This window comes from Tateyamaria sp. 7Alg 36 (genome assembly GCF_059882455.1).
In genome coordinates, this window is record NZ_CM187613.1 from 1,976,558 (window position 1) to 2,001,204 (window position 24,647).

Genomic DNA, 24,647 nt, shown 5'->3' on the forward strand with positions numbered 1-24,647 from the left:
TGCGGTACCCGCACCTTGCTTAATCGCTTGCGCTGTCTACCTTCCTGTCAGGAACAAGGGGATCGGCCATGGAACTGAACGCGGATTTTACCGAGGATGTGCGGATCGCCTTTGACGACAATCCGTGGCGCGCCTCGCCCGGGGCAGGTGTCGAACGCAAGATGCTAGACCGGATCGGTGACGAAGTCGCCCGTGCCACCACGATTGTCCGCTTTGCCCCCGGCAGTACGTTCACCGCCCACACGCATGACGGGGGCGAGGAATATGTCGTGCTGGACGGTGTGTTTCAGGACGAAACCGGCGATTTCCCCGCAGGCACCTATGTGCGTAACCCGCCGACTAGCACGCACACGCCCAGATCCGATGACGGTGCGACGATCTTCGTTAAGCTGTGGCAGTTCGACCCCGAAGACCGCGAACAGGTCTGCATCGACATGAACGCGCTGACCCCGACCGAGGATATTTCGCGCAGTGGGGTGGACACCGCGACGCTGTTCCGCGGCGCGCGAGAGCATGTGTCGGTGGAATATTGGTCAAGCAGGGCCAAGCATATCTTCATGGCACCGGACGGTGCCGAGGTTCTAGTGCTTGACGGGTCGATCACGGTAGATGACGCCGACCTAGGGCCACGGGACTGGCTGCGGCTGGCACCGGAGTCGCAATCGCAAGTGGTTGCAGGCCCGAACGGCGCGCGTTTGTGGGTCAAGACAGGGCATTTGCGCCAGATGGTTAAAGGCTAAAAAGGCTCTCCCTGAACCGCCCCTCAGACAGGGTGACGCGTCAGCCAATACCGACAGGCACGCCCGTGCGCGCGGCCTGTTTGATCGCCTCAATGACCTGCACCGCCCGCAGCCCGTCCTCGGCACTGACCAGTGGCGCACTACGCCCCGCGATAACTTCGGCAAAATGGGTCAGTTGGGTCGACAGCGGATCGGACAGGGCCACCGGCATCCGCGTCTGCGCCATCGGCGCCCACCAGTCAGGGCCGTTCTGCTGGCTCCACACAGCAAGGTTCGGCAAAGACAGCGATCCTTGCGTCCCACCGATCAGGTAACTTGCCTGATCAGTCTTCGGATAGGCCGGATTTTCGCCCGCCGTCATCTCCCAACTCCACGGACCCAAGGCGACATCCGACAGGTTCAGCGTGCCCAGAACACCACTGGCAAAGCGCAGGATCGCGACCGCGACCTCTTCGGCCTCGGCCCCTCTCACCGCGTTGCTTTCATAGGCTTGTACCTGCACGACCGGCCCACAAAGATGCATCAACACATCCACATCGTGGATCAGGTTGATCAACAGCGGCCCCGCGCCCGCACCCTGCCGCCATGCTGCCTCGAAATAGGCCGCAGGTTTGGGCAGCCAGCATTGGCCATGCACCGTCGTCAGAGTGCCAAGCGCCCCGTCATCGATGATTTGTTTCGCCTTGGCGATCACCGGATTATGCCGACGGTGGTGGCCCACAAGGATCGGCACTTGCGCTTGCTTAGCGGCCTGCACGACCTCGACCCCTTCGGCGGCTGTGCCTGTCAGGGGCTTCTCGATCAGCATCGGGCAACCCGCCTTGATGAGCTGCAATGCCATCGGTGCGTGCAGTGCGTTCGGCACCGCCAGAATGACCCCGTCCGATATGGCGGCAAGCTTTTCGATATCCTCGACCAGCGGCCAGTCGCCTTGGGGCGATGCGGGATCGCAGACCGCCGATAGGGTGATGTCGGGCGTGCGCGCAATCGCGGCAAGGTGCTGTTGGCCGATCAATCCGGCCCCAACCACCCCGATCCGCGTCATGGTTGCCAGCCGTGATACAGCGGATGATCCGACCCCAACGGCAAAACCACGCGTGCGCCACTGCGGTCGGCGGCATAGATCGCCGTGACCAGCGCAATTGACGCCGCCCCATCGGCCAGCGTCACTGCCGCGTTTGGCTGTCCTGCCAAGGCATTGGCGACCGCCTCAAGAAAGCCTGCAAACCCTGCTTTGCCCGTTGGCGCATTGGCCACCACCTTGTCCACCGCGCCCTGCTGGTCAGCGTCGCGGGCCGTAAATATCCAACGCTCCGTTCCTGGCGCATAGGGGTTGCTGCCCGAGGTTGCGGTCAGGTTCTCATAGATAAAGCGCAGGCGCGTTTCATCCCGCGCATGGCCAAGAGTGATCGAACTCGTCGCCAGCGCTCCGCCCTCCAGTTCAAAGATCAACGCCGCCGTATCATCCGTGCTGATCGGGTTCACCAAGGTGCCAAGCCGCGCGCTGACGGCTGTGATCGGCGCGACAAAGCGGGTCAGCAGATCATGGGCGTGGATGGCATGACCTAGCACCGCACCGCCCTGTTCTCCGGCCCATGTGCCGCGCCATGGTATATCGTAATAGGCCGCGCCACGGTTCCAGTGGGTTTCCAGCGCCGCCGCCCGGGGCGCACCGCACAGGCCTGCCGCTTGCAAAGCCATCAGTTGCGCAAAGGCGGGGCCAAAGCGGTATTGGAACACCGGAAAAACCTGCTTGCCCGACGCTTTGGCCGCCGCCGCCATCGCATCCACCTGCGCCATGGACGTCGCCAGCGGCTTTTCACAGATCACGTGCTTGCCCGCCTCAAGCGCCCTGATCGCCACGAGGGCGTGCAGCCGTGGCGGTAGGCAGATGTCGATCACATCCACGTCGGCCGCCAGCGCATCCTCAAGACTGTCCAGCGCGATGATGTCGTCACCGCACAGGGCAGTGCGCCGCGCAGCATCCTGATCGAACAGGTGTGTGACCTTGAACGCGGGCAGATCGCGATAGGCCGCAAGGTGCTGTGCGCCAATCCCGCCGCCAAGGATTGCCACGCGGATCATTGCACCGCCCCTTCGGCCATGGCTTGAGCCTTCAGGGCAAGCTCCATCACCGTAAAACAATGCGCCTGTGTCATGGCGGTTTCCGTGCGGTGGACGATGTCATGGGCCAGCCGGTCGAAATAGGGCAGGCCCGCGCCGCGCGCATCCAGCACCTCACAACGGGTGCCATTCACCAAAAGCAGGCTGTCCGTCCCTTCGCGCCCACCCACATCCACATATTTACGCAACTCGATATATCCCTCGGTGCCCAGCAGCGTCAGCCGCCCGTCACCCCAATTGGGCAGCGCATCCGGCGTGTACCAGTCAACGCGGATATACCCCGAGGCCGCATCGCTGCGCAGCGAAAGCTCTCCGAAATCCTGCAACTCGGGGTCGGCTGGATTGGCGTGGTTTGCCACATGGGCCATCGTCACCTGCGCCGTTTCCGCGCCGGTAAAGTGCATGAACTGGTCGATTTGGTGCGCGGCGATATCGGTCAGGATGCCGCCATATCTGGCACGTTGGAAGAACCAATCGGGCCGCGTGGCACGGTTCAGGCGGTGCGGCCCAAGGCCCGTGGTATGCACAACGCGTCCGATGGCACCGTCCTGCACCAATTGATCGGCAAGGGTGACGCAAGGCACCTCGAAGCGTTCGGAAAAGTTGATCGACCAGATGCGCCCTGTTTGCGCAACGCAGTCCCTGATCTGGTCTAGTTGCTCCAGCGTTGTGCATCCGGGCTTGTCCGTCATCACGTCATGGCCCGCCTGCATCGCACGGATCGACAGGGCGGCGCGGTCTGCGGGAATGGCGGACACCAGCGCCAGATCGGCCCCCGCCGCCAGTGCCGCGTCCAGCGTGGCGAACCGGTGCAGGTCGGGGAACCGCTTGGTGTATCCTTCAAGCGGTTGCGGGTCACCATGGGTCCAGAACCCCAAACAGCGCGCACCGATGCGGCGCATGTTTTCGGTCATGCCGTAGATGTGGCGGTGATCCAGCCCGAGAGCGATGAAGCTGAGGCTCATTCCGACACGTCCATGATCCGGCCCCGCCGCGCCGCCTGTTCCATCGCGTGGATGACCGCGTGCACATGCAGTGCCTCGGTTGGCGGTGCCATCGGGTCGGCGCCTGTGCTAACGGCGTTGGCAAAATCCTCGATCACCGTCTGGTGCCATGCGTGGGAAAAGGCCATCGGGTCCGCCCCGCCCCCTGTGGCGGCGTCGCTGTCGGGGGTGAACATATCCTGTCGTCCGTCATGCCAGTTGATGCGCAGGCTGTCGCCTTGCAAGGTCACCTGCGCCTGTGTCGTGGTCAGGGAAATGCTTTCGACATCTCCCGGATAGGCAGCCGTGGTCGCGCTCAGCACGCCTGACGCGCCGGATCGGAACGACAACAAAGCTGCGGCGATGTCCTCGGCCTCCATCCTGTGCAGGGGGCTGGTCCGCATTTGCGCCTGCACCCGCGCCACGGGCCCTGCCAGCCATAGGGCGAGATCAAGCGAATGGATTGCCTGATTGATCATGACGCCGCCGCCGTCGCGGGCATAGGTGCCGCGCCCAGGTGCGTCGTAATAGGCCTGATCGCGCCACCACGGGACGCGGATGTCCACGTGCACGATTTCGCCCAGATCGCCGCTATCGATCTGCCCTTTCAGGTTGCGGGCGGCCTCGCGGCTGCGGTGCTGGAAACACAGGCCAAGCTTGGTGCCCGTACGGGCATAGTGTCCGACAATAGTGCGCGCGGCGGCAAGCGTCCGTTCAATCGGTTTTTCCACAAGGGTTGGAATGCGCGCTTCGGCCAGCGCCTCGGCATAGCTTATGCGCGCATCGGGCGGGGTGATCACGATGGCCATGTCCGGCGCCGTCGCGAGCTTCGAAAGGTCAGTCGCTGGCGCAACGTCATAGCCAAGGACACCACCCGCCTGCTCACAAAACGCTGCCGTACGGTTTTTGTCGCGCCCGATCACGGCGCGAAGATGCAAATCCTTATCCGTATCCCGCAGGGACAGTAGGTGAGCCTGTGCCACCATGCCCATGCCAATCAAAACCACGTCCATCGCTTCCCCCCTTTTGCAGGACGCCGCCCCTAGTCCGCTGGCAGGATCGCCCCGCGATGCCCGATCACTCTTGCCGCCAGATCATGCCCCGCCCGCAAGGCCGCGTCCTGCGCCGCACCCGTCAGCGACGCAGCCAGATAGCCACCGTTGAAACTGTCACCAGCCGCCGTGGTATCGACCACCTTCTCGGCTTGCGGAAACGCATAGGTCGCGCCAGTTTTCAGACACATCGGCCCCTGCGGGCCGCGTTTCAGCGCACCCGTTCGACCAAGCGCGACAAAGCGTTGGGCGATCTCATCCGCGCTTTGTCCGGTCAGGGCCTGTTCATCGTCGATCGAGGGCAAGGCTATATCCGCCATCGCCCACATCGCGTCATTCACGCGGCGCGCGGTTTCTACGTCGGACCACAGGCGCGGACGGTAATTGCTGTCATAACAGACAAGTCCACCCGAGGCGCGGAACCCCTCCAGATACGCCAGCAGCGCGTCACGCACATCCGCGTGCAGGATCGCCAATGAAATTCCCGACAGGTAAACCACGTCATAGCCCGCGAGCGCCGAGAAATCCGGCCCCGCATCGGTTGCAAATGTCATCCGTGCCGCCGCGCTGTCGCGCCAGTAAGTGAACGACCGCTCTCCCGTGTTATCGGTAGTGATCGCGTACAGGCCCGGCGTGCCGTTGGGGTCGCGCCGGATGTGGTCCGTGCCGATCCCTTCATCCGAAATAACCTTGGCGATGCGGTCGGAAAACGCATCGGTGCCCAGCCGCGTGATATAATCGACCACCAGATCGGGCGCGCTGCGTTTGAGGTAGATCGCGGTGTTCAGCGTATCGCCCGCCACGCCGACCGCTGCGCTGTCGCCTGACAGGGACAGCTCTATCATCGCCTCTCCTATTGCTGCGATTTTCATATGTGTTCCTTTCGGCCAGTGCGCCACCAGACCACAAAGCCCGAGCAGACGATGATGCCCGCCCCAAGCAGGGTCCATCCGTCCGGCATGTCGTCAAAGACCACATAACTGGCCACGGCGAGGTAGATGAGAAAGCTGTAGGTATAGGGCATCAGCGTGTTGGCAGGGGCGTAGCTATGCGCGCGCGAGAAAATCTCGTGACCTGCCCAGCCCCAGACGCCAAGGCCGATCATCAGCCCCCATTGCAGGGGTGTTTCGGGCATGACCCAGACCTGAAAGGCAAAGGGTGCCAGCATAATCGCGCCAAAGGCCCCCATGTAGAACTGCATCGTCTCGGCAGCGACAAAGCCCGAAATCCGCCGCGTGATGATCGAATAAAGCGCGAGCGATACCGCGTTGTAGACGTTCAGCAAGGCGATCCAGTGGAAGTCCGCATTGAACGGACGGATCACTACCAACACCCCGACGAAACCCAGCATGATCGCCGCCCACCGCCACGGCCCGACACGTTCGCCCAGCAGTGGCCAAGACAGGGCGCAGACGATGATCGGGGCCGAGAACATGATCGCCCCTGTGACCGTCAACGAAAGGTATTTCAGCGTGATAAAATTAAGAAGCGTGGCCGAAGCGAGCAGGAACGCCCGCAGCATCACCAGACCAAGGCGGTCGGTCTGGAAGTTCGACAATGTCGCCCCCTGCCGCAGCACCAGAAGGGTCGAAATAATGAAATGCGGTAGATAGCGCATGAACGCCAACTGGAACGCAGGCAGCCCCGCTAGCACAAGCCATTTGACCGACGTGTCGATCAGGCAAAAGAACCCGTAGGCCCCCAGCGTCATCATGATGCCAAGGGCCGCGCGGTCCTGCTGTGCGCGAGCTGCGATGGCCAAGGGTTAGCCCTTGAACCGGTCGGCGTAGAAGTCGACCATCTGGCTGACCATGTCTTCGGCGCGCCCTTCGTCGCGGGCGGCTGTCATCGCCGACAGGGCACATTTCGACATGATGGATTCAACCCCTGCATCCGCTGCCATCTGGGAATAATACCCGACATCCTTGGCCGCGTTCTTGATCGCAAAGGCAAGGTGGTTCGGATCGCCATCCACTGCATAGCCTTTGACAAACTCCATCATGCCGGATTTCAGCGGCCCTGCTGCCACCACGTTGTACAGATCCTCACGCGGCACGCCCGCGACATCGGCCATGGCAAAGGCTTCGCACATGGCGTTGGCAACGGTCATCCCGAAGAAGTTGTTGATCAGCTTGATGGTGTGGCCCGCCCCCAGATCGCCAAGGTGGAACACGTTTTCCCCCAGATCGTCCAGCACGGGTTTAACCTTGTCAAAAGCGGCCTTGTCGCCCGCGCCCATGATGTTCAACTGCCCGTCTTTGGCATGGGACGGTGTGCGCCCCAGTGGGGCATCAAGGTACTGACCGCCTGCGGCGGCAACCTCGGTCCCCAGCGATTTGGTGGACGCGGGAAGCGAGGTGCCAAAGTCGATGACCACGGTACCCTGCTTCAGCCCCGCAATCACACCGTCATCGCCGCGCATCCGCGCCTCAACATTGTCCGAGGTGTCCATGCACAGCATCACGATGTCGGATGCTTCGGCCACGGCCTTGGCGCTGTCCACCTCGGTCGCGCCACGCGACACGGCCTGATCCACGTGGGTGCGCGTGCGGTTTGCCACCACGGTCAGCGTATATCCCAAATCCTGAAGGCGACCGACCATGGCCCCGCCCATCAGGCCAAGGCCGATAAATCCGATTGTTGGTTTGCTCATGTCTACGTCTCCGTTGGGTGGCATTTAAAAAGGCTGAAAGAAACTGCGGTGCAGATGCGGTGGGCCATGGTGTTACTCCGGCCTCAGCGCATCAAGACGCGGCAGGATCACTGCCGGATCAAGGGACAGGTTGGTATAGGCCTGAAAGCTGCGCAGGGCCATTGCCTTGAACAGGTCAAACCCCGTGAGGACGGTCAGGCCCGCGTCGGATGCTGCGCGCAGGAACGGTGTGTCGACAGGCGTATAGACTGCGTCGAACGCCCATTTGGGAGGTGAGTTCGTTACCTCGAACCCGTCAAAGGACGATCCGGGGTATTCGGCCATGCCCAACGGCGTGCAGTTCACCAGACCATGGGCGCGTGCGACCCAGTCGGCGCGCGCATCGCGGTCGACCACCTCGACCTGCGCGCCACAGCGCTGAGCGAGCGCCGCCGCCTTGTCTGCGTCGAGATCAAAGATGCCAACGCGGGCCTTTGGTTGCAGTTGCGCGCACAGGGCGGGCACAACGGCCTCGGCAACGCCACCCGCGCCCATGACAACCACATCGCCCAAAGAATCAAGCGCTTCAATGACAGCCGCAAAGCCGGTATAATCAGTGTTATATCCCGTGACGCCGTTGCCAAAGACCAGTGTGTTGCTGGCCCCCAGATGCGCGACCTCGGCGGCCATGCCATCACCCGCATAGGCACGTGCGTCCGTCTTCCACGGATGCGTGACCGTCATGCCACTCCAACCGTCGCCCCGCGCGCGATCCAGCGTCGCGACAAAATCGAACCCCGCCATAGCACCCGTATCAATTAACTCGAATTCTAGGATCCAACCCGCCTCGGCGCACATGATTTCCAGCGCCGCCGGCAGCCGCGTGCGCGAGATATGCGCGCCGATCAGACCTGCACGAAGCGTGCTCACATCACTGCCCCGATCTGCCATGGGACGAATTCGTAGTCGCCCAGCCCCTGTGCCTCGGACTTGGAGGCTTCGCCGCTCGCCACGCGCAGGAACAGTTCGTAAATCTCGCGGCCCTTCTCTTCGAGGGACACACCATCGGTCAGCATGGCACCGGCGTTTACGTCCATGTCTTCGGTCATGCGGTCGAACATCGCGGTGTTTGTGGCCACCTTGATCGTCGGCGCGGGTTTAGAGCCAAAGGCCGACCCCCGCCCCGTGGTGAAACACACAAGGTTGCAACCGCCCGCGATCTGCCCCGTGACAGATGCAGGGTCATAGCCGGGGCTGTCCATAAAGGTGAATCCGCGCGCCTTGACGATCTCGGCGTATTTATAGACGCCAGTGAGAGGCGTCGTGCCACCCTTGGCCGCCGCGCCTAGTGACTTCTCAAGGATCGTGGTCAAACCGCCCGCCTTGTTTCCGGGGCTGGGGTTGTTGTCCATGCTGCCCTTGTTGCGCAGCGTGTAATCCTCCCACCACTTGATCAGTCCGATCAGGCGATCCCCCACGGCGCGGTCAACCGCGCGCGCTGTCAGCAGGTGTTCGGCGCCGTAAATCTCAGGCGTTTCGGCCAGCACACCCGTGCCGCCTTGCGCCACCAGCAGGTCGGTTGCATAGCCTAGTGCTGGGTTCGCCGTGATCCCCGACCACGCGTCCGACCCGCCACATTGCAACGCCACCTTAAGGTCCGACACAGGGCACGGGGTGCGCGTGGCCTCGTTCGCGATGGGCAGCATGGCGGCTACCTTCTGGATCCCCGCCTCGACCGTGCGGCGCAGGCCAGCGACGGACTGGATGTTCATCGTCTGGAAGGTTGGCCCCTGTTTCAGACCCCATGCGTCCAGCAGCCAGTCGATCTGGTTCATCTCGCAACCCAAGCCGACCATCAAGACGCCCGCATGGTTGGGATGGCGCGCATAGCCCCACATGACGCGCTGCAAGGCTTCGAACCCGTCACCGTCGCTGGCCATGCCGCAGCCCGTCCCGTGGACAAAAGCGACAACCCCGTCGACATTGGGATAGTTCGCCATAATGTCGGGCGTGAAATGCGCCGCAATCATCCGCGCCGCCGTGGCCGAACAGTTCACCGAGGTCACGATGGCGATATAGTTGCGCGTACCCACCTGACCGTTTTCGCGCTTGTATCCCATGAACGTATCCCCCGTGGCAGGGGTCACAGGGCGCAGGTTCGTCCCGAATTCATACTCCACATCCGTGGCGCGGAATTCGACGTTGTGCGTATGTACATGATCGCCTGCCGCAATGTCCTGCGCGGCATAGCCGATCACTTGCGCGTATTTACGGATCACGTCACCCTTGGCCAGATCGCGGGTGGCAATCTTGTGCCCCGAAGGGATCAGCGCGCGGGTGGCCGTATCCTCGATCGTGACGCCGACCTGCAAGGCGCGGGTGGCTGTTACGACGGTGTCTGTCGGGTCAAGGCGGATAAAGTCCATGGGGTGCCTCTCAGGCGGAAACGGGCGCGGTCAACGCCCGATGGTGGTTGGAAACGGCGCGCATCGCCCTGCCTGTCATCCGCGCGCCGCCCTGACCGGTCAAGGGCCGGTCAGGGCGTGCGCAGGTGGCATAAGCAGGGCAAAGCATTGTGCACCTTTACAGCAGCAAAGATACGATAGGCGGATAGATCAGCAGGACCGACAGTGCCGCCAGCTGGATACCGATGAAGGGCAGGAACCCTTTGAAGATATCCGTCAGCGTGATGTGCGGAGGTGCCACCGACTTGAGGTAGAACGCAGCCGGACCGAAGGGCGGCGACAGGAAACTGACCTGCATGTTCATACAGAACACGACCCCGAACCAGATCGCCACATGACGCGGGTTCAACTCTCCGAACAGGCCGATTTCCTCAATCGGCAGGCGCAGCACGATGGGCAGGAACACCGGAATGATCAGCAAAACGATACCGACCCAGTCCATGAACGCGCCCATGAACAGCAGGATCAGCATCATCATCAGAATCACCAGCATGGTCGGCAGGTCCGATCCGACGATGAAGTCCGCCACGTAAACCGGACCGCCCACAATGGTGTACGCCCCCGCAAGAGCCGCCGCACCGATGGTCACCCAGATGATCGTGCCGGTGGATTTCAGAGTCCGCATCAGGGATTCCCACACAAGGGCCGGCGAAGCCTCGCCCCGCAGCAGCGCGATGACAAAAACCGCAAAGGCGCCCATGCCTGCCGCTTCGGTGATGCCCGTGATCCCGCCATAGATAGAGCCGAGAACAACCCCGATCACCACGATTGGCGGCACAAGGCCTTTGCCCATGCTCCACCCTGTCGCCGTGCGTTCGCGCCCGAAGACAAAGAAGACAAGGCCAAGGCAGATGGCGACAATGGCGCCGAAGATGGCGATATATTCGCTGGTCCCCCAAAAGGCCGCTTCGCCCGTGTTGGCCGCGTTCGATCCCGAGAATTCAAAGAACATCGCCCGCAGGAACAGCGCCACGCTGAAGCCGCCAACGACAACCGTGAGGAAGGCAAGGAACAGTTTCAGCTTGTCCGCGCCTTGCGGTTCCCCCGGAACGGGATCGGGCAACGGTGCATCTTCGGGGCGCAACTGAGTGCGGATGATGATGTAGATGATGATGAACGACGCCAGCATAAAACCCGGAATGAAGGACGCGGTGAACAGCGCCTTGATCGAGGTTTCGGTGATGAGGCCATAGATGATCAGAACAATCGACGGCGGGATCATCGTGCCCAGCGAGCCCGAGGCACAGATCACCCCGATGGCGAGGTTCTGGTTATAGCCGAGCCGCAACATCTGTGGCAACGCGATCAGGCCCAACAGCACGACCTCGCCCCCGATGATGCCGGACATGGCCGCCATGATCACCGCCATGATCGAGGTCACGATGGCGATACCGCCCCGCGTGCGCGACAGCCAGACGTTCAGCGACGAATACATCTCTTTGGCGATGCCGGAGCGTTCCAGCAGGGCCGCCATGAAGATGAACAGCGGAATGGATATGAGGACATAGTCCGTTAAGAGCCCGTATATCTTCTGCGCGAGGATATTAAGAGGCCCCGATCCGGGCCTGCCGGTCAGGATGCCGTCGCCAAAGGCCAGCGGGTTCATCAGCAGGCCGGGTTCGAATTTCATCACCAGCACCAGCACCGCCAGCACAGCGGACGCGAGGCCCAGTGGCATGCCGATGGCCAGCAGCAGGATCAATCCCAGCATCAGGACCAGAGAGATGGTTCCGATATCCATAAGTCTATTCCTTCACGGCCGTATGTTGCCCCGTCACGTCGAGGTCACCGACACCATCGGTGCCCACCTGCGCCTTGATGCGCTCGATTTCTTCTTCGTCTAGATCGTCGCCGCCGTAATGGACCTCTTCCTTGTTCCAGTCAGAGATGAGGTTGACGACCGCCTGCAAGGCGACCAACCCGACAATCAGCAGGACCATGGGTTTCAACGTCGCTGGGATTGGCGGATCAAAGGCCGTACCGAAGGTTTCCCAGCGATAGAACTTGGCAAATGCCTCGCCATAGCCGCCGTAGATCAGGAAGAAGGCAAAAACCACGATCAGCACGGTCGAGATCGTGTCAAAGATGCGCTGCACCCAACGCGGCACCGCATCATACAACAGGACAATGCGGATATGGCTGCGCTGTTGCATGGCATAGAGGCCCGCACACAGGAACACAAAGCCCGCCAGCCACAGTGACAACTCGTTCGCCCACAGGGTCGGGGCCTCGAACACATAGCGCAGCATGACTTCGTAAAGCATCACGAGGGTCAGCAAGACCACCAGCATCATGGTGACGCGCCCGATAAACACCGCAAGACGGTCGGCAGGGCGCCAGCTTTCGAACTCCATACCCGCGCGGCGCACCGTTCGCACACCAAGGTAGAGGAAAACCGGAATAGAAAGTAGAGCCAGCCAGTCAACGATATCGGCATAGCCCCCGAACAACCCACCCAGTCCGGGCGTCACGTCACCGCGAGCAAACAGGGCCGACAGCTTATCAAGATCGGACTGACCTTCGGGGGGATAGAAGTCCAAGGTAAAGGCGGGCATGTGCCACACAACCCATCCCGTGGCGAAAATAAAGGCCAATGGCACCAGCCATTCGACCAGAGTGCCGGAACGCACCTGCATCGCAAAATCCCCCTGAGTAGAAAGGCCCGCGCCCGTCCCGTCGACAGCAGCGGGCAAGATGGGGCCCCGCAGATGCGCGGCCCCAATTTGTCGCTTACTCGGACACGAGGCCCAGTTGCGTGAGATATTCGATATGCGAGTCAACCAGCGCCTTGGCTTCTGGTGTGTCCGCAAACTCGGGCCATGTGGCCTGTGCCGCATCACGGAACTTCTGCAGTTCTTCTGGGGCCCACTGGGACAGTGTCACACCCTTTGCACGCAGTTCCGAAGCCGCTTCGGCATTCGCTTTTTCGAATGTCAGCGCGGTGCGCAGTGCCAGCGATTCCATCGCAACTTTCATGATGCGCTGATGTGCTTCCGGCATCGCGTCGAAGACTTCCTTGTTACAGGCAAGGTGGTCGGACGGCATCGAGTGGAAGCCGGGGAAGTTGGCGTGATCGACGATGTCGTACAGACCCAGACCAACGTTATTGGCCAGACCGGATGCGTCCGCACCGTCGATGATGCCCGTTTCAAGCGCGGTAAAGATTTCGGTGAAATCCATCACGATAGGCGATGCGCCCAGACGCTCGAAGATTTTTGTTTCCATGCCGGGGGGCGAGCGGAATTTCCAGTCTTTGAAGTCTTCCACTTTTGCGATCGGCTTGGACGAGGCAAAGGATTCCTGACCGTAAACCCACCAGCCGATCAGCTCCATGCCGTACTTGTTGTACAAAGGTGCCGCCGCTTCGAGGCCACCGCCATAGTACAGCCAGCTTAGCTGTTGGTAGGGCGTTTCATAGCCGCCCATGATGTCGCCCACAAACTGGAAAGCCGAGTTCTTGCCGGTCTGGTAGCCGCCGCCTGTCATATCGCAGTCAAGGATACCGGAGGATGCCGCGTCAAAGGTTTCAACCGATTTGACCACGGACGAAGAGTAGAACATCTCGACCTCGATGCCGCCGCCGGACATGGTCTGGATGTTATCGATGAACTCCGCTGCCAGTTTGCCGGATACGGTTTCAGGCGCATAGTGCGTTTGGATGCGCAATTTGCTGGTGGCGTGGGCATCAGCCAAGGCACCGGTGGCTGCAAGTGTTGCAGCGACAGCGACCGAAGCCGCTTTCGTGATGAATGTCATGTTATCCTCCCAGATACTCTATGTGTTCGCGCATGCCGGAGATCTTTGGCCCCCTTGTGGCGCAGCGTGTGAGTGAGGCTAAGCGCAGAAATTCCGCACGACAACTCTAAATGTGAAATTTGTAAAATTTTTGAGATTCTGATGGAATTTCGAGATTTTGTGATTTACCGATCAGGAAAATTCGATCTCGGGAAGGCCCTCATGCTCAAAGACGACAACATCTACGAAAGCCTGCGGTATCGCCTGATGACCAACGGTTTTGAGCACGGGCAGAAGCTACGGGCCGAACATTTGCGCGCCGAATTCGGCTGTTCCGCCAGCACTATTCGCGAGGTGTTGTTCCGCCTGTCGACTCTCGGGCTGGTCGAGTTCCGCGAACAGCGCGGGTTTCGCGTGCCCGAGAAATCCAATGATGTGGTGCATGAACTGACCCACCTGCGCGTACTGCTTGAGGCCGAAGGTGCGGCGATGTCGATTCGCTATGGCGGCGTCGCATGGGAGGCCCGCCTGACCGCCGCGCACCATCAGCTCAGCCATTTGGAAACGCGGCTGCAATCGGCGGATGATGTGACGCCCTTTGTTGATCTGTGGTTCGATGCGGAACGGCAGTTTCATGAGATGCTGATCTCGGCTTGCGGGTCGGCCAGCCTGTTGGCAACGCACCATCAGGTCTATTGCCGCTTCCGTCAGCAATTGATGGTCGAGGACCGGAGTTTCGATTTCATCTCGAACAACATCCGCCAGCACCAGCAGATTCTGGACGCCGCCATGGCGGGGGACGAGGCGCTGACGCGGCAGAAAATCCACGACCATCTGGCGCGTCACATGCGCCCAAGCGACGATGCCCCTAAGGGATAGGGGATCACTCGGCCTTTGACGCGGGCGCGCCGTATTCCAGCACGTCCTCAATGACCGCATCGCTGATCTTTTTGCCGTCGTCCTTGGTGCCGTGGAGCACGCTGACATCGCCTGTCGCCTCGAAGATAACGGCGTGCACCGTGCTTAGATCATAGGCGTTCGCCTCGCGCAACTTACCGTAAACGTCCGCCTTGGTCATGCGGACAAAGCGCAAGTTCTCTTCGAGGATCACGCCGTCTTTCATGATCAGCACCGGCGAATTGTCGATGCTGCTTTCCGCGAATTTCCAGCGCGAGCGCGCCAAGGCCAAAAGCCACTGTACCACAAACAACGCGGCCAATGCTGCCAACCCGTACCAAACCGGTTCCTTGGGCGAGATCGCGGCACTGGCGATGACCGAGCCTGTGGCGACGGTGATCGCAAAGTCGAAGCTCGACATTTTGGCAAAGGACCGCAGCCCGTTGATCCGCGTCAGGACCACCACGGCCAGAACAATCACGCCGACGCGCACAAAAATCTCTGCAATATCGCTGATCACTGTTGTGACCTCCTGTGTTTGAGGAAAAGCCCCGCCATTGCGCCGATCAGCGCGAATGCCAGCAGGCCAAGGTAGCGTTCGTAGATGCCGTCGATGCCGGTTGGCAGGAAAAAGAATACCGGCGCGCTGACGACCCAAAGCGCGGCGATGGTCATCAGAACGCGGGCATAGAACGGGTCGATCCTGCCTGCGCCCCGCGCCATCAACAGCGGGATCAGCACCATCAACAGACCCAAGGCATAAACGAGGTAGATGTGGATCACCGCGCCATCGCGGTCGGCATCGCCATATTCATTCCGCGCCCCGATCAGGAACACGATCAGGGCCAGCGCGGCAAAGCACAAGGTACCCACGCTCCACCTCCAACCGCCCAGATGCACATGCGCGCATAACAGCGCAACCGAGATCAGTGACGCAGAAAAGCAATAGATGCCGATATCGACAATGTACTCGTATTTGCCCGCACCAAGGTCGCTGATCGTGTCCGCGATCCAGTCGTGATCCGGCACCACAAAGTCGGCAACTAGGATCGAAACGGCGAAAACCACGCAGCCCGCCAGCGCTAACCACGCAAGGGTCTGCACAAAGGCGCTGTAATATCCTGCGGCGGGGGTGCCGGTGTCGTCGGACATGCTGGTTTCCCGTCTGGTTACGACAGGTCAACGCGAGGCATGCCGGTTTGGTTCACCGGTTTGTGATCTTACCCGCGAGCGTGCCGCGGGCAAACAGGGTCAGCGGCCCTTTAGATCTTCGGCGACATAGACATCCACGATCTCGCGGAATGTGGTTTCCGCCGTGAACCCCAGTGCCTTGGCCCGTTCTGGGGCAAAGTCGCGGGGCCAGCCGTCCACGATTTTGGCGATGGCCGGATCGGGCTGCGATTTGATCAGCGCCACAACGTTGTTGCCCGCCACATCGCGCAAGGCCTCGATCTGTTCGGCCACGGTGCAGGACAATCCCGGCAAATTGAGGGCGCGGCGGTTTTCAAGCCGCACCGTGTCCAGCGTTGCCGCATGTGCCAGAAAGCCCGCCGCCGATTTGGGCGACGCATGCCAGTGGCGCACGGTGTCGGACACGGGCAGAATCGCCTCCAACCCGTTCAAAGGTTCGCGGATAATCCCAGAGAAGAAGGATGACGCCGCGAGATTGGCCTTTCCCGGACGCACGCAGATCGTCGGCAGGCGCAGCGACATGCCGTCGATAAAACCCTTGCGACTGAAGTCTTGGATCAGCAACTCGCACGACGCCTTTTGCGCGCCATAGCTGGTTTGCGGCGAGGACAGGAAATCGTCGCCGATCTTGTCGGGATAAGGGCCACCGAACACGGCGATAGAGGATGTGAACACCACCTTCGGCACATAGTCCCCGCCGGTCGCGCGGTGCTGTGCGCGCAGACCTTCAAGGAAATGCCACATCGGCCACAGGTTCACCTGCCAGCCCAGATCGAAATTCGTCTCGGCCTCACCCGAGACAATCGAGGCGAGGAAGTAGATCAGGTCAAAGCGTTCAGCAGCCAGCGCCGCCCCTTCCGCCAAGGTGGACAGGTTGCCGACACGGCGGTCCGTGCCTGCCCCGCCTTCGGGAAAGGCCATGTCGTGCAGGGTCAGTTGCACCGGCTTGCCGTCGATGCCTTCGGCCTCGAGCCTGTGGGCCAGTTTTTGCCCCACCATGCCGCCACCGCCAAGAATCAGGACGCGCATCATGTGTCCAATCCATTGCGCGCGCGCAGTTCAAGGTAGATGCCAGAATGATCCTTGTCCGCCCCGTCCATGTGGTCGACGAAATGCGCAAACCGGTCGCGCACGCCTTGGGTCATGGGCAGGTCCAGCTTGACCGCCGCAGCCTCGGCCAGACAGTTGTCCAGATCCTTGAGCTGGAATTTCGACAGGCCACCGGGTTCGAAATTGCCCGTGGTCATACGCTCGCCGTGCTGTTGCAGGATGACGCTGTCAGCGAACCCGCCTTTGAGCGCGGCACGCAAAGCCGCCGGATCGGCACCGCCCTGTTCGGCCAGCAACATCGCCTCGGCAACCGCACCGATGGTGACGGCGACGATGGTCTGGTTGCACAGCTTGGACAACTGCCCCGACCCCGACGGGCCGACATGCACAGGTTCCCCCATGGCGCCAAGGGTCGATGTGGCGCGGGCCACGTCATCCTCGGCACCACCGACCATAATGGCAAGGCTGCCCGCTTCGGCCCCTTTGGTGCCGCCGGACACGGGCGCGTCCAGATGCGCAACGCCGAATGGCGCCAGCACCTCGGCCTGCGCGCGCGCCTCGTCCGGTTTGGTCGATGACATGTCGATCCACAGCGCGCCCTCTTTCAGGCGGCCCGCCACATCGTTCACCACGGCCAGAACGGTGGGCCCGTCACTCATCATCGAAATGACGATGTCGGCCTCGATCACCGCCTCTTCTACCGTGTCGGCAACCTCGGCCCCGAAGGCCGCCAAGGGTTGCGCCTTGGCCTTGGTGCGGTTCCAAACGGTCAGCGGCACACCGGCCTCTGCCAGATTGCGCGCCATGTGAAACCCCATTAATCCGGTCCCCAAAAGGGCCACCTTTTGCGTCGCCATCCCTGATCCTCCAAAATTTCCATGCCGTCTGGTCAATGCCAGCGGCTTATCCTACGGTCCCACCAAAACGCAGGCAGACGCCGTACGCAACAGTGGAAAAGAATGGGGGGAGACTATGGGCCGTTTAGACGGAAAGCGCGCGCTTGTGACAGCCGCAGGCCAAGGCATCGGACGCGCAAGCGCCGTTGCGATGGCGGCCGAAGGCGCGCAAGTGTTTGCAACTGATGTGAAATCCGAGTTGCTGGAAGACATGCCCGAAGGCATCGAAACCTTTGTTCTGGACGCGATGGATGCCACCAGCATCCGCGTCGGTGTCGAACATGCGCAACCGGATGTTTTGTTCAACTGCGCAGGATTCGTCCATCACGGCACGCTTCTGGATGCCACGGATGACGAATGGGATTTCGCGTTCGACCTGAATGTGCGGTCGATGATGCGCACCATGCGCGCCGCTTTGCCCGGCATGGTCGAGCGCGGCAAAGGGTCGATCATCAACATGTCGTCGGCCTGTTCGTCGGTCATCGGCGCGCCCAACCGTTTCATCTATGGCACGACCAAAGCCGCCGTGATCGGCATGACAAAATCGGTCGCGGTCGATTACGTGACCAAGGGTGTGCGCTGTAACTGCATCTGCCCCGGCACCGTGGAAAGCCCCAGTTGGCATGACCGCGTCCGCGCCTTGGGCGAAGAGATTGGCAGCTACGAAGAGGCGCTGAAGCAGTTCGTCTCGCGCCAGCCCATGGGCCGCGTCGCCACCGCGGAAGAAATCGCCGCCCTTGTCGTCTACCTTGCCAGCGACGACAGCGGGTTCACCACAGGGCACCCCCATATCATCGACGGAGGCTGGTCGGGCCAATGACCAAGAAAATCACAATCGAGGATCTGCGTTCGCGCAAGTGGTTCATGAATCCGGACAATCCGGAGATGACCGCCCTCTATCTCGAACGGTATCTGAACTACGGGCTGACGCGGGCCGAGTTGCAGTCGGGCAAGCCGATCATCGGGATCGCGCAGACCGGCAGCGACCTGTCGCCCTGCAACCGCCACCATCTTGAACTGTCCAAACGTGTGCGCGACGGCATCATCGCCGCTGGCGGCACCTGTATCGAGGTGCCGGTGCACCCCATTCAGGAAACCGGCAAGCGTCCGACCGCGATGCTGGACCGTAACCTTGCCTATCTGAGCCTCGTTGAGACGCTGTTCGGCTATCCGCTGGATGGTGTGGTGCTGAACATCGGCTGTGACAAAACCACCCCTGCCCTGCTGATGGCCGCCGCCACTGTAAACATTCCCGCTGTCGCCCTGTCGGTCGGCCCGATGCTGAACGGCTGGTTCCGTGGCGAACGCACCGGATCGGGCACTATCGTCTGGAAGGCACGCGAAATGCTTGCCGCCGGAGAGATTGACGATGACGGGTTCATGGAACTGGTCGCGTCCTCCGCCCCGTCGGTCGGTTATTGCAACACGATGGGCACAGCCACCACGATGAACAGTCTTGCCGAGGCTTTGGGCATGCAGTTGCCCGGCGCGGCGGCGATTCCCGCCCCCTACCGCGAACGCGGGCAGATGGCCTATGAAACAGGTCGCCGCATTGTGGATATGGTGTGGGAGGACATGCGCCCGTCCGACATCATGACCCGCGAGGCGTTCGAGAACACAATCGTCATTAACTCGGCCATTGGTGGTTCTACCAATGCGCCGATCCACCTGAACGGCATTGCCCGCCATCTGGGTGTGCCGCTGGACAATGACGACTGGCAGAAGGTCGGCCATGACGTTCCGCTGATCGTCAACATGCAGCCCGCCGGCGAATATCTGGGCGAGGATTACCAGCATGCAGGCGGCGTGCCTGCGGTCATTGGCGAGTTGATTGCCGCGGACCTGCTGCCCCATCCCGACGCGATGACTGTGAATGGCAAGACCATGCGCGAGAACTGCGGCCATGTGCGCAGCGAGGATCAGCGCGTGATCCGCACCGTGGCCGAACCGATGAAAAAGCACGCGGGCTTTATCAACCTCAAGGGCAACCTGTTTGACAGCGCGATCATGAAAACCTCGGTGATCTCCGACGATTTCCGCGCGCGCTATCTGTCGAACCCTGACGATCCGGACGCCTTTGAAGGGCGCGCCATCGTCTTTGACGGCCCCGAGGATTTTCACCACCGCATCGACGATCCTGCCGAGAATATCGACGACACCTGCATCCTGTTCATGCGCGGCGCGGGGCCCAAGGGCTATCCCGGCGGGGCCGAGGTGGTGAATATGCGTCCGCCTTCCTACCTGTTGAAGCAGGGGATCAAGGCGCTGCCTTGCGTCGGTGACGGGCGACAGTCGGGCACATCGGGATCACCGTCGATCCTGAATGCGTCGCCCGAGGCGGCGGATGGCGGCGGGCTGGCCCTGCTGGAAACCGGCGACATGGTGCGCATCGACCTGCGCAAATGCACCGCGGACATGCTGGTGGATGACACCATCCTGCAAGCACGGGCCGAGGCGATACTGGCAGCGGGAGGCTACCCAGTACCGGAAAACCAGAGCCCATGGCAGGAAATTTTCCGCGACCGTGTGGGCCGTTTCGACGAGGGCATGACCCTGCGCGGATCGACCGACTATCAAGATATCTCGCGCAAGCACATGCCGCGGGATAACCACTAACCCGCTGATAGCGGGACAACCACTAGGGAAGAGCAAGATGAAACTCGTACGATACGGTGACGTAGGTCACGAAAAACCCGGCATGATGGACGGCGACACTTTGCGCGATCTGTCGGAACATGTGGCCGACATCACAGGCGACACACTGGACGATGCGACGCTGGACCGCCTGCGCAGCATTGACCCCGCCACCCTGCCCGCGGTCGAGGGCAATCCGCGCCTTGGTGCCTGCGTCGGCAACTTTGGCAAGTTCCTGTGCATCGGCCTGAACTATTCCGACCACGCCGCCGAAACCGGCGCGGCAATCCCCGAACACCCTATCCTGTTCTTCAAGGCGAACTCGGCTGTGGTCGGGGCCTATGACGATGTGGTGATGCCACGCGGATCGACCCACACCGATTGGGAAGTCGAACTAGGCGTCGTGATCGGCAAGACCGCCAAATACGTCTCGAAAGAGGACGCGCTGGACTATGTCGCGGGCTATTGCGTGGTCAATGACGTGTCCGAGCGTCACTTCCAGACCCAGTTGACCGGTCAGTGGACCAAGGGCAAATCCTGCGACACGTTCGGCCCTACGGGACCCTATCTGGTCACCCGCGACGAGATCGCAGATGTGCAAAACCTTGCCATGTCGCTGGACGTGAACGGCAAGCGGATGCAGACCGGCAACACCAACACGATGATCTTTACCGTGGCCGAGATCATCGAACATCTGAGCGGGCTGATGACTCTGCATCCGGGTGATGTGATCACCACAGGCACCCCTCCGGGTGTGGGTATGGGCATGAAGCCACCGGTTTACCTGAACGTCGGTGACGTGATGGAGGTCGAGATCGAAGGTCTGGGCCGCCAGCGTCAGGAAGTGAAGATGGATGCCTGACCTTCTACAGATCGGCGGCATCACCGACACGATGCACGCACGCCTTGCCGAGCGGTTCACGATCCACAAACTGTCCGAGGCATCCTATCCCGCCGAGGCGATCACCCATATCGCCACCAACGGCCATGACGGGGTGCCTGCGGATGTGATGGCGGCCTGCACGAACCTGCAAATGATCAGTGGCTATGGCGTCGGCTATGACGCCATCGACACCAAGACGGCGGCAGAACGGGGCATTCTGGTCACGCACACACCCGACGTGCTGAACGCCGAGGTTGCCAGCACCGCGATCCTGTTGATGCTGGCCAGCTTCCGCAATTTCCTCTCGGACGAGGCGCACGCCCGTTCGGGCGCGTGGGAACAGGGCGGCGCACCGCTGTCCCGCAGTGCCGACAATCGCCGTGTCGGGATCCTTGGGCTGGGGCGCATCGGGCAGGCCATCGCCACCAAGCTCGAAGCGTTCAACGCGGAGATTCACTATCACGCGCGGGGCAAAAAGGACGTGCCCTACACCTACCATGCCAGCCTGACCGATATGGCCGAGGCCGTAGAGGTGTTGATCTGCATCACCCCCGGTGGTCCTTCGACCCACCGCATCGTGAACGAGGACGTGATTAACGCCCTTGGTCCCGAAGGCACGCTGATCAACGTGTCGCGCGGGTCCGTGGTGGATGAACCCGCCATGGTGGCCGCGTTGCAGGACGGGCGTTTGGGCTATGCCGCGCTGGACGTGTTCGAGGCCGAGCCGAAGATTCCCGACGCGCTCAAGACCATGTCCAACGTCGTGCTGTTGCCGCATGTCGGGTCGGCTACGCACGAAACCCGTGCGGCGATGGGGGCGCTTGTGGTCGACAACCTGATCGCGCATCTGGACGATGGCAAGGTGCTGACCCCTGTGCCTGAAACGGCCCATCTCAATGTCTGAGATCACCAGTGTAACCGCACGCCTGTTCGCGGTGCCGCTGGACGAAGTGCTTGTGGACGCCAAACATGGCGACCACACGCATTTCCACCTGATCACCGCGACCGTGACACTGGCAGACGGGCGCAGCGGCACCGGATACACCTATAGCGGCGGACGCGGCGGGCATGCCATTGCGGCAATGATCAACCACGACCTTGCTCCGTTCCTGATCGGACAGGATGGCGACGCGGTCGAGGCGCTGACCGACGCGATGGACTGGCATATGCACTATGTCGGGCGCGGCGGCATCCTATCCTTTGCCATCTCGGCGGTCGATATCGCCTTGTGGGATGCACGGCTGAAAGGGGCGGGCCAGTCGCTGGTCAAGGCCGCAGGCGGCGCGTCCGATTGCTGCAAGGCCTATGCAGGCGGGATCGACCTTGGCTATGACCTGCCCAAGCTGCTGGACAGCATTCAGGGCTATCTGGATCGGGGCCAAAACGCGGTCAAAATCAAGATCGGCCAGCCGACCCAAGCCGAAGACATCGCCCGTATCAAAGCGGTGCGTGAGCTTATCGGGCCGAACATCACCTTTATGGTCGATGCCAACTATTCGCTGACGGTGGAACAGGCCATTTCGATGGCCAACGCGTTCAAGCAATTCGACATCACGTGGTTCGAGGAACCCATCATCCCCGACGCGTTCGAAGACTACGCCAAGATACGTGCCGCGACAGGCGTGGCGGTCAGTCAGGGCGAGAACCTGCATACGATGCACGAATTTGCCCGCGCCATCCCGCATGTGGATTTCATCATACCGGATGCGTCCAACTGCATGGGCATCACCGGCTGGCTTCAAGTGGCGGCGATGGCCGAACAGGCGGGCGTACCGGTGTGCAGCCACGGGATGCAGGAATTGCACGTATCATTGATGTCCGGGCGGCCTAATAGCGGCTGGCTAGAGGTGCACAGCTTCCCGATTGACCGTTATACCACGCGCCCGCTTGTGATCCGCGACCACATGGCCGTTGCACCGGATGTGCCCGGGATCGGGGTGGAATTTGCGTGGAACATGCTGACCCCGCACGAGGTCACGCTGTAAGGAATAAGGTGGGCGTCGCCGCCCACCTTCGTTGTGCTTTTACTCTTTCGGACCAAGGGCGTTCAGACCCTTGAGGATATCAATGGCGTAGGCCAGTTGGTAATCCTCTTCGCGCAGCGCCGCGGCGGCGTCGGCCTTTGCACGGTCCTCTTCGATCTGGCGGATCTGGTCCTCGCTCAGTGAGTCGTTGTTAAGGCTGCCGCGCAGGTCCGCTTCGGAACGCTGGCCGACCGCGCTCTTGGGTTCGTCCTCTTCCTCAGTCGCGGGCTGACGGCGAGGCTGTTCAACCACGATGTCGGGGCTGACACCCAGTGCTTGGATCGAACGGCCCGATGGCGTGTAATAACGCGCCGTGGTCAGGCGCATCGCACCATCCCCCCGCAGCGGCATCACCGTCTGGACCGATCCCTTACCAAAGCTTTTCGTTCCGACAACGATGGCGCGGCGGTGATCCTGCAAGGCACCGGCCACGATCTCGGAAGCCGAGGCAGAGCCGCCGTTGATCAGAACCACAATCGGCTTGCCCATCGCCAGATCACCCGGCGTGGCGTTGAAACGGTCGCCATCCTCGGGGTCGCGGCCACGGGTCGACACGATCTCGCCCTTTTCAAGGAAGGCATCGGAGACGCGGATCGCTTGGGTCAGCAGACCACCGGGGTTGTTGCGCAGATCAAGGACAAAGCCGTTTACGTTCTCCATACCGCCCAGTGCCTCGACCTCTTCGGCGAGTTTGGAGGTCAGGTTCGGCGTGGTCTTGTCGTTGAACGTGGTGACGCGCAGAACAACCGTGTCGCCTTGGGTGCGGCTGCGCACGGCCTGCAATTCGATTGTGTCCCGCACAAGGGTCAGGTCGAACGGCTCGGCCTCGCCCTCGCGCACGATGGTGATGATAATCTCTGACCCGACAGGGCCGCGCATACGGTCCACCGCCTCGTCCAGCGAAAAGCCGAGCATTGATTCACCGTCCACATGGGTGATGAAATCGCCCGCCTCGACGCCTGCCTCTGCGGCAGGGGTGCCATCAATCGGTGAGACGACTTTGACAAAGCCCTCTTCCTGCGTGACCTCGATGCCCAAGCCGCCGAATTCACCGCGTGTCTGTACCTGCATCTGCGCGGCATCGTCGGGGGAGAGATAGCTGGAATGCGGATCTAGCGAGGTCAGCATCCCGTCAATCGCCGCCTCGATCAGTTCGCCTGGTTCGACTTCTTCGACATACTGGCTGCGGATGCGTTCAAAGATATCGCCGAACAGATCAAGCTGCTCATAGACGCGCGTGTTCGATTCGGCCTCTTGTGCCAGCAACGGGCCTGCAACCTGCGTTGTGGCAATCGCACCTGCCAACGTACCGCCCAGTGCGGCCATGACGAATTTTTTCAT

General features: G+C 61.5%; 24 protein-coding genes. 7 read left to right on the top strand and 17 right to left on the bottom strand.

The annotated features are described in order from the left end of the window. Positions 1 to 68 precede the first annotated feature (68 nt). Positions 69 to 740, top strand: a complete 672-nt coding sequence (locus AC6GQJ_RS09760; protein ID WP_500767683.1) for a cupin domain-containing protein — start codon at positions 69 to 71, stop codon at positions 738 to 740. Positions 741 to 780: 40 nt separating this feature from the next. On the opposite strand, the gene AC6GQJ_RS09765 is transcribed toward AC6GQJ_RS09760, so the two are convergent. The 12 genes from AC6GQJ_RS09765 to AC6GQJ_RS09820 all read right to left on the bottom strand — a co-directional run bounded on the left by AC6GQJ_RS09765 (position 781) and on the right by AC6GQJ_RS09820 (position 13,752). After that, the gene (locus AC6GQJ_RS09765; protein WP_500767684.1) at positions 781 to 1,785 is read right to left on the bottom strand and encodes a Gfo/Idh/MocA family protein; all 1,005 of its coding nucleotides are present in this window, start codon (positions 1,783 to 1,785) and stop codon (positions 781 to 783) included. Beyond that, positions 1,782 to 2,825, bottom strand: coding sequence for a Gfo/Idh/MocA family protein (locus tag AC6GQJ_RS09770; RefSeq protein WP_500767685.1), 1,044 nt, complete (start codon positions 2,823 to 2,825; stop codon positions 1,782 to 1,784). Before AC6GQJ_RS09770 ends, AC6GQJ_RS09765 begins: the two co-directional genes overlap by 4 nt. Further along, a complete protein-coding gene (locus tag AC6GQJ_RS09775; protein ID WP_500767686.1) occupies positions 2,822 to 3,829 on the bottom strand; it encodes a Gfo/Idh/MocA family protein in 1,008 nt (335 codons plus the stop codon). The genes AC6GQJ_RS09770 and AC6GQJ_RS09775 overlap by 4 nt, the downstream gene beginning before the upstream one ends. After that, positions 3,826 to 4,860 (bottom strand): Gfo/Idh/MocA family protein, encoded by a 1,035-nt coding sequence (locus AC6GQJ_RS09780; RefSeq protein WP_500767688.1) that lies wholly within the window; start codon positions 4,858 to 4,860, stop codon positions 3,826 to 3,828. The genes AC6GQJ_RS09775 and AC6GQJ_RS09780 overlap by 4 nt, the downstream gene beginning before the upstream one ends. Before the next feature lie 29 nt (positions 4,861 to 4,889). After that, positions 4,890 to 5,771, bottom strand: coding sequence for a sugar kinase (locus AC6GQJ_RS09785; RefSeq protein WP_500767690.1), 882 nt, complete (start codon positions 5,769 to 5,771; stop codon positions 4,890 to 4,892). Next, positions 5,768 to 6,661, bottom strand: a complete 894-nt coding sequence (locus AC6GQJ_RS09790; protein WP_500767692.1) for a DMT family transporter — start codon at positions 6,659 to 6,661, stop codon at positions 5,768 to 5,770. The genes AC6GQJ_RS09785 and AC6GQJ_RS09790 overlap by 4 nt, the downstream gene beginning before the upstream one ends. Positions 6,662 to 6,664: 3 nt before the next feature. Then, on the bottom strand, positions 6,665 to 7,552 hold the full coding sequence (locus AC6GQJ_RS09795; protein WP_500767695.1) for an NAD(P)-dependent oxidoreductase: 888 nt from the start codon (positions 7,550 to 7,552) through the stop codon (positions 6,665 to 6,667). A gap of 72 nt (positions 7,553 to 7,624) precedes the next feature. Continuing rightward, complete coding sequence (locus AC6GQJ_RS09800; protein WP_500767697.1) at positions 7,625 to 8,461, bottom strand: shikimate dehydrogenase family protein; 837 nt, start codon at positions 8,459 to 8,461, stop codon at positions 7,625 to 7,627. After that, positions 8,458 to 9,957: a UxaA family hydrolase gene (locus tag AC6GQJ_RS09805; RefSeq protein WP_500767699.1), complete on the bottom strand. Its 1,500-nt coding sequence runs from the start codon at positions 9,955 to 9,957 to the stop codon at positions 8,458 to 8,460. Before AC6GQJ_RS09805 ends, AC6GQJ_RS09800 begins: the two co-directional genes overlap by 4 nt. Before the next feature lie 157 nt (positions 9,958 to 10,114). Next, complete coding sequence (locus AC6GQJ_RS09810; protein WP_500767701.1) at positions 10,115 to 11,737, bottom strand: TRAP transporter large permease; 1,623 nt, start codon at positions 11,735 to 11,737, stop codon at positions 10,115 to 10,117. A 4-nt stretch (positions 11,738 to 11,741) separates the two neighbouring features. Further along, entirely contained in the window at positions 11,742 to 12,689 is a 948-nt protein-coding gene (locus tag AC6GQJ_RS09815; protein ID WP_500767703.1) for a TRAP transporter small permease subunit, read from the bottom strand. 37 nt (positions 12,690 to 12,726) lie between these two features. Then, positions 12,727 to 13,752 (bottom strand): TRAP transporter substrate-binding protein, encoded by a 1,026-nt coding sequence (locus AC6GQJ_RS09820; RefSeq protein ID WP_500767705.1) that lies wholly within the window; start codon positions 13,750 to 13,752, stop codon positions 12,727 to 12,729. Positions 13,753 to 13,953: 201 nt separating this feature from the next. On the opposite strand from AC6GQJ_RS09820, the gene AC6GQJ_RS09825 reads away from it, so the two are divergent. Further along, positions 13,954 to 14,610, top strand: a complete 657-nt coding sequence (locus AC6GQJ_RS09825) for a GntR family transcriptional regulator (RefSeq protein ID WP_500767707.1) — start codon at positions 13,954 to 13,956, stop codon at positions 14,608 to 14,610. A 4-nt stretch (positions 14,611 to 14,614) separates the two neighbouring features. Here the strand turns inward: AC6GQJ_RS09825 and AC6GQJ_RS09830 are convergent, their stop codons facing one another. The 4 genes from AC6GQJ_RS09830 to AC6GQJ_RS09845 all read right to left on the bottom strand — a co-directional run bounded on the left by AC6GQJ_RS09830 (position 14,615) and on the right by AC6GQJ_RS09845 (position 17,762). Then, positions 14,615 to 15,148 (bottom strand): DUF421 domain-containing protein, encoded by a 534-nt coding sequence (locus tag AC6GQJ_RS09830; RefSeq protein ID WP_500767709.1) that lies wholly within the window; start codon positions 15,146 to 15,148, stop codon positions 14,615 to 14,617. Further along, a complete protein-coding gene (locus tag AC6GQJ_RS09835; protein ID WP_500767711.1) occupies positions 15,145 to 15,780 on the bottom strand; it encodes a DUF998 domain-containing protein in 636 nt (211 codons plus the stop codon). The genes AC6GQJ_RS09830 and AC6GQJ_RS09835 overlap by 4 nt, the downstream gene beginning before the upstream one ends. A gap of 99 nt (positions 15,781 to 15,879) precedes the next feature. After that, positions 15,880 to 16,851 (bottom strand): D-erythronate dehydrogenase, encoded by a 972-nt coding sequence (denD, locus tag AC6GQJ_RS09840; RefSeq protein ID WP_500767713.1) that lies wholly within the window; start codon positions 16,849 to 16,851, stop codon positions 15,880 to 15,882. Beyond that, positions 16,848 to 17,762: an NAD(P)-dependent oxidoreductase gene (locus tag AC6GQJ_RS09845; protein WP_500767716.1), complete on the bottom strand. Its 915-nt coding sequence runs from the start codon at positions 17,760 to 17,762 to the stop codon at positions 16,848 to 16,850. The genes denD and AC6GQJ_RS09845 overlap by 4 nt, the downstream gene beginning before the upstream one ends. A gap of 79 nt (positions 17,763 to 17,841) precedes the next feature. On the opposite strand from AC6GQJ_RS09845, the gene AC6GQJ_RS09850 reads away from it, so the two are divergent. Genes AC6GQJ_RS09850 through AC6GQJ_RS09870 form a run of 5 tightly spaced genes read left to right on the top strand, consistent with a single transcriptional unit; the run spans position 17,842 to position 23,267 of the window. Beyond that, the gene (locus tag AC6GQJ_RS09850) at positions 17,842 to 18,585 is read left to right on the top strand and encodes an SDR family oxidoreductase (RefSeq protein WP_500767718.1); all 744 of its coding nucleotides are present in this window, start codon (positions 17,842 to 17,844) and stop codon (positions 18,583 to 18,585) included. After that, a complete protein-coding gene (locus tag AC6GQJ_RS09855) occupies positions 18,582 to 20,381 on the top strand; it encodes an IlvD/Edd family dehydratase (RefSeq protein WP_500767720.1) in 1,800 nt (599 codons plus the stop codon). Before AC6GQJ_RS09850 ends, AC6GQJ_RS09855 begins: the two co-directional genes overlap by 4 nt. Positions 20,382 to 20,418: 37 nt before the next feature. Continuing rightward, positions 20,419 to 21,261: a fumarylacetoacetate hydrolase family protein gene (locus tag AC6GQJ_RS09860; RefSeq protein ID WP_500767722.1), complete on the top strand. Its 843-nt coding sequence runs from the start codon at positions 20,419 to 20,421 to the stop codon at positions 21,259 to 21,261. Beyond that, a complete protein-coding gene (locus AC6GQJ_RS09865; RefSeq protein ID WP_500767724.1) occupies positions 21,254 to 22,186 on the top strand; it encodes a 2-hydroxyacid dehydrogenase in 933 nt (310 codons plus the stop codon). The genes AC6GQJ_RS09860 and AC6GQJ_RS09865 overlap by 8 nt, the downstream gene beginning before the upstream one ends. Further along, entirely contained in the window at positions 22,179 to 23,267 is a 1,089-nt protein-coding gene (locus AC6GQJ_RS09870; protein ID WP_500767726.1) for a mandelate racemase/muconate lactonizing enzyme family protein, read from the top strand. Before AC6GQJ_RS09865 ends, AC6GQJ_RS09870 begins: the two co-directional genes overlap by 8 nt. 39 nt (positions 23,268 to 23,306) lie before the next feature. Here the strand turns inward: AC6GQJ_RS09870 and AC6GQJ_RS09875 are convergent, their stop codons facing one another. After that, positions 23,307 to 24,647: a S41 family peptidase gene (locus AC6GQJ_RS09875; protein WP_500767728.1), complete on the bottom strand. Its 1,341-nt coding sequence runs from the start codon at positions 24,645 to 24,647 to the stop codon at positions 23,307 to 23,309.

Bases quoted from the DNA above. Each gene is read 5' to 3' on its own strand.
- denD (WP_500767713.1), bottom strand. From the start codon at position 16,851: ATGATGCGCGTCCTGATTCTTGGCGGTGGCGGCATGGTGGGGCAAAAA.
- AC6GQJ_RS09775 (WP_500767686.1), bottom strand. From the start codon at position 3,829: ATGAGCCTCAGCTTCATCGCTCTCGGGCTGGATCACCGCCACATCTAC.
- AC6GQJ_RS09855 (WP_500767720.1), top strand. From the start codon at position 18,582: ATGACCAAGAAAATCACAATCGAGGATCTGCGTTCGCGCAAGTGGTTC.
- AC6GQJ_RS09825 (WP_500767707.1), top strand. From the start codon at position 13,954: ATGCTCAAAGACGACAACATCTACGAAAGCCTGCGGTATCGCCTGATG.
- AC6GQJ_RS09810 (WP_500767701.1), bottom strand. From the start codon at position 11,737: ATGGATATCGGAACCATCTCTCTGGTCCTGATGCTGGGATTGATCCTG.
- AC6GQJ_RS09875 (WP_500767728.1), bottom strand. From the start codon at position 24,647: ATGAAAAAATTCGTCATGGCCGCACTGGGCGGTACGTTGGCAGGTGCG.
- AC6GQJ_RS09870 (WP_500767726.1), top strand. From the start codon at position 22,179: ATGTCTGAGATCACCAGTGTAACCGCACGCCTGTTCGCGGTGCCGCTG.
- AC6GQJ_RS09860 (WP_500767722.1), top strand. From the start codon at position 20,419: ATGAAACTCGTACGATACGGTGACGTAGGTCACGAAAAACCCGGCATG.
- AC6GQJ_RS09850 (WP_500767718.1), top strand. From the start codon at position 17,842: ATGGGCCGTTTAGACGGAAAGCGCGCGCTTGTGACAGCCGCAGGCCAA.
- AC6GQJ_RS09760 (WP_500767683.1), top strand. From the start codon at position 69: ATGGAACTGAACGCGGATTTTACCGAGGATGTGCGGATCGCCTTTGAC.
- AC6GQJ_RS09780 (WP_500767688.1), bottom strand. From the start codon at position 4,860: ATGGACGTGGTTTTGATTGGCATGGGCATGGTGGCACAGGCTCACCTA.
- AC6GQJ_RS09770 (WP_500767685.1), bottom strand. From the start codon at position 2,825: ATGATCCGCGTGGCAATCCTTGGCGGCGGGATTGGCGCACAGCACCTT.
- AC6GQJ_RS09765 (WP_500767684.1), bottom strand. From the start codon at position 1,785: ATGACGCGGATCGGGGTGGTTGGGGCCGGATTGATCGGCCAACAGCAC.
- AC6GQJ_RS09865 (WP_500767724.1), top strand. From the start codon at position 21,254: ATGCCTGACCTTCTACAGATCGGCGGCATCACCGACACGATGCACGCA.
- AC6GQJ_RS09835 (WP_500767711.1), bottom strand. From the start codon at position 15,780: ATGTCCGACGACACCGGCACCCCCGCCGCAGGATATTACAGCGCCTTT.
- AC6GQJ_RS09785 (WP_500767690.1), bottom strand. From the start codon at position 5,771: ATGAAAATCGCAGCAATAGGAGAGGCGATGATAGAGCTGTCCCTGTCA.
- AC6GQJ_RS09805 (WP_500767699.1), bottom strand. From the start codon at position 9,957: ATGGACTTTATCCGCCTTGACCCGACAGACACCGTCGTAACAGCCACC.
- AC6GQJ_RS09795 (WP_500767695.1), bottom strand. From the start codon at position 7,552: ATGAGCAAACCAACAATCGGATTTATCGGCCTTGGCCTGATGGGCGGG.
- AC6GQJ_RS09820 (WP_500767705.1), bottom strand. From the start codon at position 13,752: ATGACATTCATCACGAAAGCGGCTTCGGTCGCTGTCGCTGCAACACTT.